Raw genomic sequence first — 13,751 nt, forward strand, 5'->3', positions numbered from 1 at the left:
ACCGCCCCGCCGAGAGGAGAGAGCTGATCGTGTCCGAGGAGGACCTCCAGACCGTTCTGGAGGAGCTGCGCCGACTGCGGACCCGGGTGCCGCAGCTCACCGGCGCCCTGGCGGCGGGCGTCGACGGGCTGGTCGTCGCCCATGACACCCCCGGGGTCGACCCGGAGGGCCTCGCCGCGCTCACCGCCGCCGCACTCGGCGTCGCCGTAAGGATCAGCGACGCCACCGGGCACGGCGGCCTGCGCGAGCTGCTGGTGCGCGGCGAGGGCGGCTACGTCGCCACCTACGCGGCCGGCCGCACCGCCGTGCTGACCCTGCTCGCCGAAGGCCGGGTCAACGTCGGCCGGCTGCACCTGGAGGGCCGCCGGGCCGGCGCCCGGATCGGGGAGCTGCTCGACGCCGCCGAGGCCGCCGCCCGGGCCACGGCACGTCCGACGACCACCCGCAGCGCACCCGCACGGACCCGTCCCACCCGCACACCCCGCGCCACGACCACCGAGGCGCACACCACGACCGACAGCTGAGCACATCCGAACGTTTCGAAAGGACCACCATGGCCAACACCGAGACCGCGCTGAAGGAAGCCCTCACCTCCATCGAGGGTGCCACGGGCGTCGCGCTCGTCGACTACACCAGCGGCATGGCGCTGGGCACGATGGGCGGCAGCAAGAGCTTCGACCTGAACGTGGCCGCGGCCGGCAACACCGACGTCATCCGCGCCAAGATGCGCACGATGGAACACCTGGGCCTCAAGGCCGAGATCGAGGACATCCTGATCACGCTGTCGGACCAGTACCACCTGATCCGCCTGCTCAAGGGCCGCGGCGGCAACGGCCTGTTCCTCTACCTGGTCCTCGACGCCGGCCGGGCCAACCTGGCGATGGCCCGGCACCAGCTCAAGCGGATCGAGGAGGACCTGGAGGTCTGAACCGCTAGACGAGTGCGGCACTACGGCGGCGGGCCCCGCCCGGGGCCGCGTCGCCGGCCGCGACGCCCGTACCGCGCAGGCCCTTCACGGCCTTGCCCACCGGGCGTCCGCCGCGCCGGCCGAGCCAGTCGACGCGCACCCACAGCAGCGTCTGCCCGGCCCGCTCGCGCCGCCCGATCCAGGCGGCCTTCAGCCGCAGCCCGGTGCCGAGCCCGGCGAGCAGCATGCCGCCGGCCGCGGGGATCGCGAAGGCGGAGCCGAGGGCGGCGGCGAAGGCCAGCAGCAGCCACCAGCGGTGGCCCCGGCGCCAGTTGCGCACGGTCACCGCCCGGTCCTGCAGCACGTCGTACTTGCCCGCGCGGGTCGCCGCGCGGGCAAGTACGACGTACCGCCGCCGCCGTACCAGGGGTACGACGGCGGCGGCGACGATGAACATCGCGGCCCCGGCCAGCACCCCGATCCGGCGTCCGCCCACCCCGGGCGGCAGCGCCCCGAACCCGGTCGCAGCCACCCCGGACCACCACAGCGGTGCGGCCCCGGCCCGTACGACGACGGCCACCCGAGCCAGGCCCTGTGCTCCGTGTGCTCCGCGCCCCATGATCCGCCTCCTCGTCGTCCCGGCACCGTGCTGTCGGCACAGTGCTGTCGGCCGGGCACGGTAACGAGGGAACGTGAGACGAGTCTGAGAGCGCCCCCTCAGAGGCTCACTCCACGAACAGGCCCCGGGTCGCCGCCTTCGCGTCGAACTCCTCCAGCCGGGCCTGCGCCTCGGGCAGGTCGTCGCAGACCGCCTCCAGCAGCACCCGCCCGAGCAGCATCGGCGCGCACGCGGTGTCGAAGGCGAGCCCGGTGCCGACGGCGGCGGGCAGCAGCAGGTCGGAGTACTTGGCGACCGGCGCGAACACGGAGTCGGCAACGGTGACGGTCGTGAGGCCCACGTCCTTGGCGTAGGCGAGGGTGTCGACGACCTCGCGCGGATGCCGGGGCAGCGCGAAGCACAGCAGCGCGCGGGCGCCCGCGCGGACGGCCGCGTCGATGCGGTCCTGGATCATCGTGCCGCCCTCGTTGAGCAGCCGGACGTCCGGGTGGACCTTGGCGGCGAAGTAGGCGAAGCCGTACGCCTGGGAGGCCGCCGCGCGCAGGCCGAGCACCGGCAGCGGCCGGGAGGCGGCGAGGATCCGGCCGGCCTTCTGCACCGGGCGCGGGTCGGCGAGCAGGTCGGCAAGGTGGCGCAGGTTCTCGATCTCGGCCTCGACGGCCTGCTGGTACTCGTTGAACGCGCCCGCCTCGGAGGCCGGTTCGGCGGGGACGACCTCGCGCAGGTGCCTGCGCAGCGCCGGATAGCCGTCGAAGCCCAGGGCGACGGCGAACCGGGTCACCGACGGCTGGCTGACCCCGGCCAGTTCGGCCAGCTCCACGCTGGACAGGAAGGGGACGTCGGCGGCCCGCCGGACCATGCTGTGCGCGATCCGGCGCTGGGTCGGGGTGAGCCGGTGCCCCTCGAAGAGCGCCTGCAACCGGCCCGCGGGACTGTCCACGGCACCGGACGGCGCACCTTCCGTCGTACCGGTACTCCTGTCCACGCTCATGTCGCGCTCCCCCTCCAGATGTCCGTGAACCGGTCGAGCAGTGCGGCTGCCGCCGTCACGTCGTCCGTGAGCGGCCGGTCGGCCGGGTCGGCGTCGAGGACCGGCTCGGCGAGCGCGAACGCCCGGCCGGCCGGCAGCCCCGGGTCGGGCCGCAGGTCGCGCTGGCGCAGCGCGCGGACCGCGGCGACGAGTTCGCAGCCGACCACCAGACGATACGCACCGCACGCGCGCAGGGTCTGCCGCGCGGCGAGCGAGGCGAAACTCGCCTGTTCCTCGACGCCCCGGGAGAGTACAGCGTGGCCGAGCGAGGCGGGCGCGGAGAAGGCCCGCAGGTCGCCGAGGGCGGCGCCGGCCGCGTACTCCAGGATCATCACGCCGGAGGAGGCCGGTTCGTTGTCGGCGAGGAAGGGCCGCAGCCGGGTGTAGGCGGGCTCGTTGAGGGTGGACAGGCGGGACGTGGACAGCCGGGCCACCTGGGTGAGCGCGAGCCTGAAGTGGTCGAGGGCCAGGGCGAGTTGGGCCTGGTAGAAGCCACCGTGGTGGTAGGCGGCGAGGTCCTCGGGGGCGATGAGCGGGTTTTCGGCGGCTGCGTTGATCTCCACGGTCAGCACCTGCTCCAGGGCGTCGGCGGCGTCGTGCGCGGGACCGTGTATCTGGGGCAGACAGCGAAAGCCGTACGGGTCCTGGATCCGGCCGAGCGGCGGGGTCGGCCGGTCCGCGGCGCCGATCAGCTCCCGCATCCGCCGGGCCGCCTCGGCGCTCCCCCGGTGCGGGCGGGCGGCGTGGACGGGGGCGGCGTAGGCCTCGTGGGAGCCGTCGACGGCGAGCAGGGAGAGCGCCGCGACGACCTGGGTGGCGCCGATGAGCCCGCGCAGTTCGTGCAGGGCGAGCGCGGACTGGCCGAGCGTGAAGGCGTTGCTGCTGATCAGGGCGAGGGCGTCGTTGTTGTCGAGGGGCTGGGGGACGGGGGCACCGGCACCGCGCCACGGGTGCTCCCCGGCGAGCGCGAGCCCGACCTGCGCGAGGGCCGCTATGTCGCCGGTGCCGACGGAGCCGAACTCGTTGACGACCGGATACGCGCCCGACTCCAGTGCCTCGCACAGCGCGGTGACCACGCTCGGCCGCAGTCCGGCGCCGCCGGCCAGCAGCTGGTTGGCCCGGACGGCGAGCGCCGCGCGCACCTGCCGGGCGGGCAGCTCGGCGCCGATGGCACCGGCGTGGCTGCGCAGCAGGCGCAGGCCGTGGCCGGCGGCGGCCCGGGTGGGCACGTCCTCGTTCCGGTTGGCGCCGACGCCGGTGGAGCGGCCGTAGACGCGCCCGGTCGCGGCGATCTGCCGGGCGGCGTTCCAGGAGTGCTCCGCGCGCACCATCGCGTCGGCCCCGGGGGCGGGGCGCGCGGCGCCGTCGGCGAGGCGTACGACGTCCTCGACGCCGAGTGCGGAGCCGTCCAGGACCACGGTCGCGGTCCTGGCGGACGGCACGGACAACGGTGCGTCCACGATGCGAGACGACATCACGCCCAAACTCCCCTCAACCCGGACATCAGGTCTTGCTCCTCGGTCATCCGTTACAGCGGATTAACACCGACCCGTTGACAAGCTATTCACACACCAAGAACTCTGCATGACGTTATACAGCCGGGCAAGGGACATCTCATGATCCAGTTCGACGCGGTCCACAAGCGCTTCCCCAACGGCACCACAGCAGTCCACGACCTCACCCTGGAAATGCCGCAGGGCGGCGTCACCGTCCTGGTCGGATCTTCCGGTTGCGGCAAGACCACCACCCTGCGGATGATCAACCGGATGGTCGAGCCGACCTCCGGCACCATCCGCGTCGGCGGCAGGGACGTCACCCGGCAGGACGCGGCCGAGCTGCGCCGCTCCATCGGCTACGTCATCCAGCAGGCCGGCCTCTTCCCGCACCGCACGGTGCTCGACAACATCGCCACCGTCCCGCTCCTGCTGGGCCAGTCGCGCAGGAGGGCCCGGGCCCGCGCCGCCGAACTGCTGGAGACCGTGGGCCTCGCCCCCGAGGCCGGCAAGCGCTACCCGCACCAGCTCTCCGGCGGCCAGCAGCAGCGCGTCGGCGTGGCCCGCGCCCTGGCCGCCGACCCGCCGGTGCTGCTGATGGACGAGCCGTTCGGCGCGGTCGACCCGGTCGTACGCACCCAGCTCCAGGACGAACTGCTCAGGCTCCAGGACGAGTTGAGCAAGACCATCGTGTTCGTCACGCACGACATCGACGAGGCGGTGCGCCTCGGCGACCAGATCGCCGTGTTCCGCACGGGCGGCCACCTCGTCCAGTGCGCCCCGCCCGCCGACCTCCTGGCCCGCCCGGCCGACGACTTCGTGGCCGACTTCCTCGGCGCCGAACGCGGACTGAAGCTGCTGTCCCTCAAGACCCTCGCCGACGTCCCCCAGGGACCGGCGCCGCAAGGCGGCACCTGGGCCCTCGTCCTCGACGCGCAGGGCAGGCCCCTGCACTGGGCCTCGAAGGACACCGAGGTCCCGGTCCGCCCGCTGACGGACGGCGACTCCCTGCTGTCGGCCCTCAACGAGTCGGTGGCCTCCCCCACCGGCCTGATCGCCCGCGTCGACGCCGACGGCACCCTCACCGGTGTCTCCTCCCGCGACGACATCCACGAACACGCCGGCCGGGCCCACGCCGAAGTGCGGGTGGTCGCATGACGATCGACTGGTCCTGGATATCGGCCCACACCGACGACCTCACCACCCTCACGCTCTCCCACCTCCAGGCCGCCCTGACGGCCGTCGCCCTCGGCCTGCTGATCTCGCTCCCGCTGGCCGTGGTCGCCCACCGCGTCCCCCGGCTGCGCGGCGCGCTGCTCGGCCTGTCCAACATCCTGTTCACGATCCCGTCGATCGCGATCTTCGTGCTGCTGCTGCCGGTCAGCGGCCTGACCCGCACCACCACCGTGACCGGCCTGACCGTCTACACCCTGGTCGTCCTGCTGCGGAACACCGTCGAGGGCCTCGACTCGGTCCCGGCGAAGGTGAAGGAGGCGGCGAAGGCGATGGGCACGCGCCCCCTGCGCACGCTCCTCACCGTCGAGTTCCCCCTCGCGCTCCCCGTGATCTTCGCGGGCGTCCGTATCGCCACCGTCATGTCGATCTCCCTCGTCTCCGTCGCCACCTACATCGGCGACGGCGGCCTCGGTCAGCTCTTCACGGACGGCTTCCAGCGCAACTTCCCGACCCCGGTGATCGCCGGAGTGGTCCTCACCCTGCTCCTCGCCGTCGTCGCCGACGCGGTCCTGGTCGCCGTCCAGTACGCCCTCACCCCCTGGGCCAGGAGGCGAGCCTGAGATGTACACGCTCCTGAAGAACCTCGGCACCTGGCTGACCAGCAGTGCCCAGTGGACCGGCCCCGACGGCATCGCCCACCGCCTCGCCGAGCACCTGCAGTACTCCCTGCTGGCCACGCTCATCGCCGCCGCCATCGGCCTCCCGCTCGGCCTGCTGATCGGCCACACCGGCAAGGGCGCCTTCCTCGCGATCAACCTCGCCTCCTTCGGCCGCGCCCTGCCGACCGTCGGCCTGGTCGTGCTGGTCTTCCTGGCCGGCGGCCTGTCGATGCTGCCGGTGTACGTCGCACTGGTCGCCCTCGCCGTCCCCGCGATCGTCACCAACACCTACGCGGGCATGACCGCCGTCGACCCGGACGTGAAGGACGCGGCGCGCGGCCAGGGCATGCGCGGCCACCAGGTGCTCTGTCAGGTCGAGCTGCCGCTCGCACTGCCGCTGATCATGACGGGCCTGCGCCTCGCCCTGATCCAGGTGGTCGCGACAGCCACCATCGCCGCGTACGTCTCCTTCGGCGGCCTCGGCCGCTACGTCTTCGACGGCCTCGCCCAGCGCGACCTGGTCCAGGTGCTCGGCGGCGCGGTGCTGGTCGCCGCCGTCGCCGTCGTCCTGGACGTGGCCCTCGCCGGCCTCCAGCGCTTCCTCTTCCGCCATCGCACCGTCTGACCGCCGCACCGTCCGACCATCACCCCGTCCGACCACCGTCCGACCATCACTCCGTCCGACCACCGAACCGCCCAAGACCCGGGAACCCCGAAATGAACCGACGTACTGTCCTCGGCGGCCTGTTCGCGGTCGCCACCGTCCCCGCCCTCTCCGCCTGCGCGGGCGGTGTCACCTCCCTCAAGGCGGGCGGCTCCGGCGCCGGCGGCGGTGGCTCCAGCAAGGGCGGAGTCACCATCGGTACCGCCAACTTCACCGAGAACCAGGTGCTCGGCTACCTCTACGCGGCCGCCCTGCAGGGGGCGGGCGTGAAGGTGACCGTCCGCCCCAACCTCGGCACCCGCGAGATCGTCATCCCGGCCCTCGAGGGCGGCGACATCGACCTGCTGCCCGAGTACCAGGGCGCCCTGCTCAACTACCTGGACCCCAAGGCCACGGCCACCGAGTCCGGCGCGATGCAGAACGCCCTCGCCCAGGCCCTGCCCTCCGGACTCCAGGTGCTCCCGTACGGCATGGCGGAGGACTCCGACGCCTTCGTCGTCACCCGCGAGAGCGCGAAGAAGTACGGGCTGGCGTCCCTCGCGGACCTGAGGAAGCAGAACGGCAGGCTCGTCATCGGGGCCGCGCCCGAGGTGAAGAAGCGCCAGGTCGGCGCGGTCGGCCTGAAGGCCGTCTACGGCGTCACGTTCAAGGAGTTCAAGTCGCTCGACTCCGACGGTCCGCTGGTCAAGGGCGCGTTGAAGAAGGGCGACGTGGACGTGGCGAACCTGTTCACGACGGACACCGACATCCAGGCCAACGACTGGGTCGTGCTCAGCGACCCCGAGCACCTGATCCCCAGCCAGCACATCGTCCCGCTCGTCGCCGACCGCAAGGCCGACGACACGGTCCGCAGGGCCCTCGCCCAGCTGGGCAACCTGCTGACCACGGCCCAGCTCACCGAGCTGAACCGGTTGGTGGACAAGGACAAGAAGGACCCCGAGGACGTGGCGAACGCCTACGCCAAGCAGCACGGACTGGTGAAGTAGATGAGCGGCCTGGTGGAACTGCGCTCCATCGACGTCGTCCCGGACGAGGAGCGGCACGGCACGGCCTTCAGCCAGTTCACCCTCTGGCTCGGCGCCAACCTGCAGATCACGGCCGTCGTCACCGGCGCGCTCGCGGTCGTCTTCGGCGGGGACGTCGTCTGGTCGCTGGTCGGCCTGGTGCTGGGCAATCTGCTCGGCGGCGCCGTGATGGCCCTGCACTCGGCACAGGGTCCCCGGCTCGGGCTGCCGCAGATGATCCAGTCGCGGGCGCAGTTCGGGGTGCGCGGGGCGGCCGTACCGCTGCTGCTGGTGGTCGTGATGTACGTCGGTTTCTTCGCTTCCGGCAGTGTGCTCGCCGGGCAGGCGGTGGGCGAGCTGACGCACACGAACGACACGACCGGGATCGTCGTCTTCGCGGCCGTCACGGCCCTCATGGCGGCGGTCGGCTACCGGGTCATCCACGCCCTCGGCCGCATCGCGAGCACCGTCTGCGCCCTCGCCTTCGTCTACCTGGGCATACGCCTCCTCGATCGCGCCGACGTGGGCGCCCTGCTGCACGACGCGCACTTCTCCCTGCCGATGTTCCTGCTGGCGATGTCCCTGTCCGCCTCCTGGCAACTGGCCTTCGGGCCGTACGTCGCGGACTACTCGCGCTATCTGCCCCGCACGACGTCGGCGAGGGCGACCTTCTGGTGGACCCTGTCCGGCTCGGCACTCGGCTCGCAGTGGTCGATGACGTTCGGTGTCCTGGTGGCGGCGACGGCGGGCCAGAAGTTCCTGGACAGCCAGGTCGGCTACGTCGTCGCGCTCGGCGGCACCGGCCTGGTCGCGTCCTTCTTCTACTTCGTGATCGCGCTCGGCAAGCTCACCATCAACGTGCTCAACACCTACGGCGGGTTCATGTCGATGGTGACGGGCGTCAGCGGCTTCCGGGGGCAGCGCGAGCTGTCGCGGACGGGACGGGCGGCCTACATCGCGCTGGTCATGGTGGCCGGCACGGCGGTGGCCCTGCTCGGCAAGGACAGCTTCCTGTCCTCCTTCAAGGACTTCCTGCTGTTCCTGCTGACCTTCTTCACGCCGTGGTCGGCGATCAACCTGGTCGACTACTACCTGATCGCCAAGGAGCGGTACGACATCCCGGCCCTGTCCGACCCGCACGGCCGCTACGGCGCCTGGCGCTGGGACGCCCTCACCGTCTACGCGGTCGGCCTGCTCGCCCAACTGCCGTTCCTCGCCACGAGTTTCTACACCGGCCCGCTGGTGGAGCCGCTGGGCGGCGCGGACATCTCCTGGATCGTCGGTCTGGCCGTACCGGCGCTGCTGTACTGGCTGGCCGGACGGCGAGGCGCGGCGCACGCGCCGGAGCCCGCGGCGCCCGCGCCCACCGCCGGCCAAGGGGCGGTATCGCCACGGCGATGATCCGACGACGAATCGGCCAAAGGTCGTTAAACGGCCACCGAGCGTGACGTTTCCCCTGCGTACCGTGAACACGTACGTCGCGAACAGGCGCTACTGGTACGACTTCTGAGGAAGCGTCATGGTCTCCCCCCGCAGGACGTTCCTGACCGCTGCCACCGCCGCGGGCCCGGCCGCCCCCGTCGCGGATTCGCCGGCCGCCGCGCTCGACGAACTCCTCGCCGGCAACGCCCGCTACGCCGCCGGCCGCCCCCGCCGGCCGCTGCCGGCGGCCAGGCGGCACCCGTTCGCGGTGATCGTCGGCTGCGTCGACGCCCGGGAGCCCGCGGAGCTGGTCTTCGACCAGGGGCTCGGGGACCTGCTGTGCACCAGGACGGCCGGCCAGGTGCTGGACGAGGCCGTGCTCGGCTCGGTCCAGTACGGCGTCCAGGAGCTGGGCATCCGGCTGGTGCTGGTGCTCGGGCACGAGCGGTGCGGCGCCGTCGCCGCCACGCTGGAACACGTGCGCACGGGGGCGGCCGTACCGGGCCATCTGGAACTGCTGGTGGACGAGATCGCCCCGGCCGCCCGGCGCACCCGGGTCCGGCCCGGCAACTGGGCCGAGCACACCATGCGGGCACACACCGCGTGGGTACGGGACGTGATCCGCGCCGACCCCGCGTTCGGTTCCGCCGGGGTGGAGGCGGCCCGGTTCGACCCGGGCACCGGGGTCGTGCGCCTGCTGCCCTGACCCGCAACAAGGGGGCTAACCCCAGTGCGGCGCAGGGGACCGCTGCCTACCCTGAACGGCATGAGCACTCTGGACCCGCGGGACGTGGACCTGCGCAAGGAACTCGACGCCACGGTGCGGGCACGCCGCGACCTGGGCGACGACTACGACGCCGCCCTGGTGGACTCCTTCCTGGAGAAGGTCGAGCGGCGGATCGACGACGCGGTGGACCGCCGGGTGCGGCGGCACCTGGCCGAGCAGCAGATGGTGAGCGCGCGCGGTGCCCGGCGGCCGAAGGACGCCGACACCTGGGTGGAGCGCTTCGGGTTCGCGATCATCTCGCTGGTCCTGGCGATCCCGCTGACCGCTGTCGCCGGCGGCATCGCGGGGACGACCGGGACGATCGCCGCCTGGGCCGGCATCGTCGGCGTCAACTTCGCCCAGGCGGTCCGGCTCAACCCCGAGCTGCTCGCCGGCCGGCGCGACCGCTCCCACGAGGACGCCTGACCGGGCCCTGCGGGCTCAGGCCTGCCGGGTGGGCAGCACCACGATCTGGCGCAGGTTGACGTGCCGGGGGCGGCTCGTGGCGTAGACGACGACGTCCGCGACCTCCGCCGCCGACAGGGTGCCGACGGCCTCCAGCATGCCGTCCAGCTGCCCGGACAGCTCGGCGCTGTCGATGTGCGTCGCGAGTTCGGTCTCCGTCAGCCCCGGCTCGATGTTCGTCACCCGCACGTCCCGCGGCCCGAACTCGGTGCGCAGCGACTGCGAGAGATGGGTGACGGCCGCCTTCGTGGCGCCGTACACCGCGTAGTTGGGGAACGGGATGTGGGCGCCGATGGAGGAGACGTTCACCAGGTCGGCGCTGCGGCCCTCGGCAGCCGCGGCCACCAGGTCGGCGCCGAAGGCGCGGACGATCCGCAGCACACCGGCGACGTTGGTGTCGAGCATCCGCTGCCACTCGTCGATCCGGCCCTCGGCGACGGGGTTCGGAAGCATGACACCGGCGTTGTTGACGACGAGGTCGACGGCCCCGAACGTCGTGTGCACCAGTTCCCGGGCGGCGTCCACGGACGCATCGTCGGTGACGTCGGCGGCCACGGCGAGCGCCTCGCCCCCGTCGGCCCGGATCCTCTCCACCAGCGCCCGCAGCCGGTCGGCACGCCGGGCGAGCAGCGCCACCCGGGCGCCCTCGGCGGCAAGCTGCAGCGCGAGCGCCTCACCGATACCGCTGGCGGCCCCGGTGACGACGACGGTGCGACCGGACAGGTTCGGGTACGACATGGGGTTCCCCCTGGGGAGCTGTGCCGGAGCGGTTCCCCGGCGGCCGACACCACCCTCGCCGGATCCCGCGGCCGTACCCAGGGATGCACTTTTCCTGGGTCTGCCAGTACCAGGTTCCGCCCCGGGCACCTCCCCTACGATCGGGGCATGAACGCAGACGGGGACTGGCTGGACGGCGAGGTCGGCGACTTCCTGCGCTCGCGCCGTGCACGCATCCGGCCCGAGGAGGTGGGCCTGCCCGGGCACGGGCGGCGCCGCGTACCGGGCCTGCGCCGCGAGGAGGTGGCCCAGCTCGCGGGGGTGAGCGTCGACTACTACATCCGCCTGGAGCAGGGCCGGGGCCCCAGCGTGAGCGATGCGGTGCTGGACGCGATCGCCCGGGTGCTGCGGCTGGACGAGACCGAGCACGCCTACCTGCGGACCGTGGCCCGCCCGCAGCACCGGCAGCAGGGCAGACGGTCCCCTCGGCAGCCCGCGCTGCAGGTCCGCCCCGGTGTGCAGACGCTGCTCGACGGCATGGAGCGCAGCCCGGCGTTCGTGCTGGGCCGCCGGATGGACGTGCTCGCGTGGAACGCGCTCGGCGACGCGGTGAACGGCTTCAGCCGCCTCGCCCCGGCCGAGCGGAACATGCCCCGGCAGGTCTTCCTGAACCCGTCCGCCCATGACCTGTACCCGGAGTGGTCGGCGGTGGCCGCGACGACGGTGGCGAACCTGCGGCTTGCCGCCGGCACGTACGCCGACGACCCCGGCCTGTGCGCCCTGGTCGGCGAACTCTCCCTGAAGAGCGCGGACTTCCGGCGGCTGTGGGCGGACCACGAGGTCAAGGAGTGCGCGTACGGCGTGAAGAAGATCCGGCACCCGGTCGCAGGCCTGCTGACCCTGCCGTACGAGACCCTGGCGGTCGGCCATGACCCGGAGCAGACGCTCGTGGTGTACACGCCGGAGAAGGGTTCACGGACGGCGGAGCGTCTGGCCCTGCTGGGCAGTTGGACGGCCGTCTGACCCTCTTGCGCCCTCGGGCCGGGCCGGCCGGAAGGACTTGCGCGGGGACCGCCGCACCCCCATTGCTGGGGGGCGGGACGACGGCGGTCCCCGCGAAGGACGCGGGCCGGGTCAGGGCCGGGCTTACGCGTCCGTGGCGTCCATGGAGGTCCGGGAGCCGCTCCGGAGGTCCTTGGCGCCGTTCGGCGCCGGCCGGGGCGGGGAGCCTCCCCCAGTGCTCAACGCCTGGGAGGTACCCCGCTGCCCTGCCGACACCCACTAATGTGCCGGAGTCGTGTTAAGCGTGTGCTGCGCGGACGTGACACGCTCGTACCACTTCCGCGAAGTCCGCCCGACCGGCAGACCACCCGCAGGGGGCGCACGGAAACCGGCAGTTCACCACCTGTTCGGCTACTGCTTCCCGCCGTCGGCCAGGAAGGCCAGCAGGTCCTGGCGGCTGACCACGCCGGTCGGCTTGCCCTCGACCAGGACGATGGCCGCGTCTGCCGCACCGAGCACCGACATCAGGTCGCCGACCGGCTCGCCGGAGCCGACCTGCGGCAGCGGCGGGCACATGTGCTTCTCCAGCGGGTCGCCCAGGGAGGCCCGCTGGGAGAACAGGGCGTCCAGCAGCTCGCGCTCCACGACCGAGCCGACGACCTCGGCGGCCATCACGTCGGGGTGCCCGGCGCCGGGCTTGACGACCGGCATCTGCGAGACGCCGTACTCGCGCAGCACCTCGATGGCCTCTCCGACGGTCTCGTCCGGGTGCATGTGCACCAGGGACGGAATGGAGCCGCCCGCCTTGTAGTTGAGGACGTCACCGACACGGGCGCTGGGGCCCTCGTCCTCGAGGAAGCCGTAGTCGGCCATCCACTCGTCGTTGAAGATCTTCGACAGGTAACCACGCCCGCTGTCCGGCAGCAGGACGACGACCACGTCATCGGGGCCCAGCCGCTCGGCGACCCGCAGCGCGGCCACGACGGCCATGCCGCAGGAGCCACCCACCAGCAGCCCCTCCTCCTTGGCCAGGCGGCGGGTCATCTGGAAGGCGTCCTTGTCGGACACGGCGACGATCTCGTCGGCCACGGTGCGGTCGTAGGCGGTCGGCCAGAAGTCCTCGCCGACGCCCTCGATCAGGTACGGCCGCCCGGAGCCGCCGGAGTAGACGGAGCCCTCCGGGTCGGCACCGATGACCTTGACCGTGCCGTCACTGGCGTCCTTGAGATAGCGGCCGGTGCCGGAGATGGTGCCGCCGGTGCCCACGCCCGCCACGAAGTGGGTGATCTTCCCCTCGGTCTGCTCCCACAGCTCGGGACCGGTCGAGTGATAGTGGGAGAGCGGGTTGTTGGGGTTGGAGTACTGGTCCGGCTTCCAGGCGCCCGGGGTCTCGCGGACGAGCCGGTCGGAGACGTTGTAGTACGAGTCGGGGTGCTCGGGATCCACGGCGGTAGGGCAGACCACGACCTCCGCACCGTAGGCGCGCAGCACGTTGATCTTGTCGGTGCTCACCTTGTCGGGGCACACGAAGATGCACTTGTAGCCCTTCTGCTGGGCGACGATCGCCAGCCCCACACCGGTGTTGCCGCTGGTGGGCTCCACAATCGTCCCGCCGGGCTTCAGCTCGCCGCTCTGCTCGGCGGCCTCGATCATGCGCAGGGCGATGCGGTCCTTCACGGAACCGCCGGGGTTGAAGTACTCCACCTTGGCAAGGACTGTCGCCTGAATGCCCTTGGTCACGTTGTTGAGCCGCACCAGCGGGGTGTTGCCGACGAGGCTGATCATCGAGTCGTGGAATTGCACCGTTGTCTCCGGTTGCTGCAAAAA

At 72.3% G+C, this 13,751-nt stretch carries 15 protein-coding genes; 10 read left to right on the top strand and 5 right to left on the bottom strand.

Translation table 11 applies throughout. The features are described 5' to 3' along the window. Positions 1–26 precede the first annotated feature (26 nt). Together GQF42_RS19040 and GQF42_RS19045 are read left to right on the top strand one after the other, a co-directional pair. Complete coding sequence (locus tag GQF42_RS19040) at positions 27–524, top strand: roadblock/LC7 domain-containing protein (RefSeq protein ID WP_158930318.1); 498 nt, start codon at positions 27–29, stop codon at positions 522–524. A gap of 29 nt (positions 525–553) precedes the next feature. Continuing rightward, positions 554–928, top strand: coding sequence for a roadblock/LC7 domain-containing protein (locus tag GQF42_RS19045; RefSeq protein ID WP_158921494.1), 375 nt, complete (start codon positions 554–556; stop codon positions 926–928). Between the two features lie 4 nt (positions 929–932). Here GQF42_RS19045 and GQF42_RS19050 read toward each other — a convergent pair whose 3' ends face one another. From GQF42_RS19050 to GQF42_RS19060, 3 genes are all read right to left on the bottom strand, one after another. Next, positions 933–1,526 (bottom strand): hypothetical protein, encoded by a 594-nt coding sequence (locus tag GQF42_RS19050; RefSeq protein WP_158921496.1) that lies wholly within the window; start codon positions 1,524–1,526, stop codon positions 933–935. Between the two features lie 106 nt (positions 1,527–1,632). Next, on the bottom strand, positions 1,633–2,517 hold the full coding sequence (locus GQF42_RS19055; RefSeq protein WP_158921498.1) for a MurR/RpiR family transcriptional regulator: 885 nt from the start codon (positions 2,515–2,517) through the stop codon (positions 1,633–1,635). Beyond that, positions 2,514–4,031, bottom strand: coding sequence for an aromatic amino acid ammonia-lyase (locus tag GQF42_RS19060; RefSeq protein ID WP_199272723.1), 1,518 nt, complete (start codon positions 4,029–4,031; stop codon positions 2,514–2,516). Before GQF42_RS19060 ends, GQF42_RS19055 begins: the two co-directional genes overlap by 4 nt. A 141-nt stretch (positions 4,032–4,172) precedes the next feature. Between GQF42_RS19060 and GQF42_RS19065 the strand changes: the two genes are divergently transcribed. The 7 genes from GQF42_RS19065 (at position 4,173) to GQF42_RS19095 (ending at position 10,166) form a co-directional block, all read left to right on the top strand. Further along, positions 4,173–5,207, top strand: a complete 1,035-nt coding sequence (locus tag GQF42_RS19065; RefSeq protein ID WP_158921502.1) for an ABC transporter ATP-binding protein — start codon at positions 4,173–4,175, stop codon at positions 5,205–5,207. Further along, a complete protein-coding gene (locus GQF42_RS19070) occupies positions 5,204–5,845 on the top strand; it encodes an ABC transporter permease (protein WP_158921504.1) in 642 nt (213 codons plus the stop codon). Before GQF42_RS19065 ends, GQF42_RS19070 begins: the two co-directional genes overlap by 4 nt. Position 5,846: 1 nt before the next feature. Further along, positions 5,847–6,509 (top strand): ABC transporter permease, encoded by a 663-nt coding sequence (locus GQF42_RS19075; protein ID WP_158921506.1) that lies wholly within the window; start codon positions 5,847–5,849, stop codon positions 6,507–6,509. A 92-nt stretch (positions 6,510–6,601) separates the two neighbouring features. After that, on the top strand, positions 6,602–7,534 hold the full coding sequence (locus GQF42_RS19080) for an ABC transporter substrate-binding protein (protein ID WP_158921508.1): 933 nt from the start codon (positions 6,602–6,604) through the stop codon (positions 7,532–7,534). Further along, on the top strand, positions 7,535–8,953 hold the full coding sequence (locus tag GQF42_RS19085; RefSeq protein ID WP_233273384.1) for a purine-cytosine permease family protein: 1,419 nt from the start codon (positions 7,535–7,537) through the stop codon (positions 8,951–8,953). 118 nt (positions 8,954–9,071) lie between these two features. Continuing rightward, a complete protein-coding gene (locus GQF42_RS19090; RefSeq protein ID WP_158921510.1) occupies positions 9,072–9,680 on the top strand; it encodes a carbonic anhydrase in 609 nt (202 codons plus the stop codon). A 60-nt stretch (positions 9,681–9,740) separates the two neighbouring features. Further along, complete coding sequence (locus GQF42_RS19095) at positions 9,741–10,166, top strand: hypothetical protein (protein WP_158921512.1); 426 nt, start codon at positions 9,741–9,743, stop codon at positions 10,164–10,166. Between the two features lie 15 nt (positions 10,167–10,181). Here GQF42_RS19095 and GQF42_RS19100 read toward each other — a convergent pair whose 3' ends face one another. Then, positions 10,182–10,943, bottom strand: a complete 762-nt coding sequence (locus GQF42_RS19100) for an SDR family oxidoreductase (RefSeq protein WP_158921514.1) — start codon at positions 10,941–10,943, stop codon at positions 10,182–10,184. Positions 10,944–11,111: 168 nt separating this feature from the next. Between GQF42_RS19100 and GQF42_RS19105 the strand changes: the two genes are divergently transcribed. Next, the gene (locus tag GQF42_RS19105) at positions 11,112–11,945 is read left to right on the top strand and encodes a helix-turn-helix transcriptional regulator (RefSeq protein WP_158930320.1); all 834 of its coding nucleotides are present in this window, start codon (positions 11,112–11,114) and stop codon (positions 11,943–11,945) included. Between the two features lie 390 nt (positions 11,946–12,335). Here GQF42_RS19105 and GQF42_RS19110 read toward each other — a convergent pair whose 3' ends face one another. Next, positions 12,336–13,727: a cystathionine beta-synthase gene (locus tag GQF42_RS19110; protein WP_158921516.1), complete on the bottom strand. Its 1,392-nt coding sequence runs from the start codon at positions 13,725–13,727 to the stop codon at positions 12,336–12,338. Between the last annotated feature and the right edge of the window lie 24 nt (positions 13,728–13,751).

Origin of the sequence: Streptomyces broussonetiae (assembly GCF_009796285.1) — a bacterium.
GTDB classification, from domain to species: domain Bacteria; phylum Actinomycetota; class Actinomycetes; order Streptomycetales; family Streptomycetaceae; genus Streptomyces; species Streptomyces broussonetiae.

Excerpts from the sequence above, each read along its gene's own strand:
- GQF42_RS19075 (WP_158921506.1), top strand. The coding sequence starts at position 5,847 with ATGTACACGCTCCTGAAGAACCTCGGCACCTGGCTGACCAGCAGTGCC.
- GQF42_RS19060 (WP_199272723.1), bottom strand. The coding sequence starts at position 4,031 with ATGTCGTCTCGCATCGTGGACGCACCGTTGTCCGTGCCGTCCGCCAGG.
- GQF42_RS19070 (WP_158921504.1), top strand. The coding sequence starts at position 5,204 with ATGACGATCGACTGGTCCTGGATATCGGCCCACACCGACGACCTCACC.
- GQF42_RS19065 (WP_158921502.1), top strand. The coding sequence starts at position 4,173 with ATGATCCAGTTCGACGCGGTCCACAAGCGCTTCCCCAACGGCACCACA.
- GQF42_RS19085 (WP_233273384.1), top strand. The coding sequence starts at position 7,535 with ATGAGCGGCCTGGTGGAACTGCGCTCCATCGACGTCGTCCCGGACGAG.
- GQF42_RS19090 (WP_158921510.1), top strand. The coding sequence starts at position 9,072 with ATGGTCTCCCCCCGCAGGACGTTCCTGACCGCTGCCACCGCCGCGGGC.
- GQF42_RS19045 (WP_158921494.1), top strand. The coding sequence starts at position 554 with ATGGCCAACACCGAGACCGCGCTGAAGGAAGCCCTCACCTCCATCGAG.
- GQF42_RS19095 (WP_158921512.1), top strand. The coding sequence starts at position 9,741 with ATGAGCACTCTGGACCCGCGGGACGTGGACCTGCGCAAGGAACTCGAC.
- GQF42_RS19080 (WP_158921508.1), top strand. The coding sequence starts at position 6,602 with ATGAACCGACGTACTGTCCTCGGCGGCCTGTTCGCGGTCGCCACCGTC.
- GQF42_RS19050 (WP_158921496.1), bottom strand. The coding sequence starts at position 1,526 with ATGGGGCGCGGAGCACACGGAGCACAGGGCCTGGCTCGGGTGGCCGTC.
- GQF42_RS19100 (WP_158921514.1), bottom strand. The coding sequence starts at position 10,943 with ATGTCGTACCCGAACCTGTCCGGTCGCACCGTCGTCGTCACCGGGGCC.
- GQF42_RS19055 (WP_158921498.1), bottom strand. The coding sequence starts at position 2,517 with ATGAGCGTGGACAGGAGTACCGGTACGACGGAAGGTGCGCCGTCCGGT.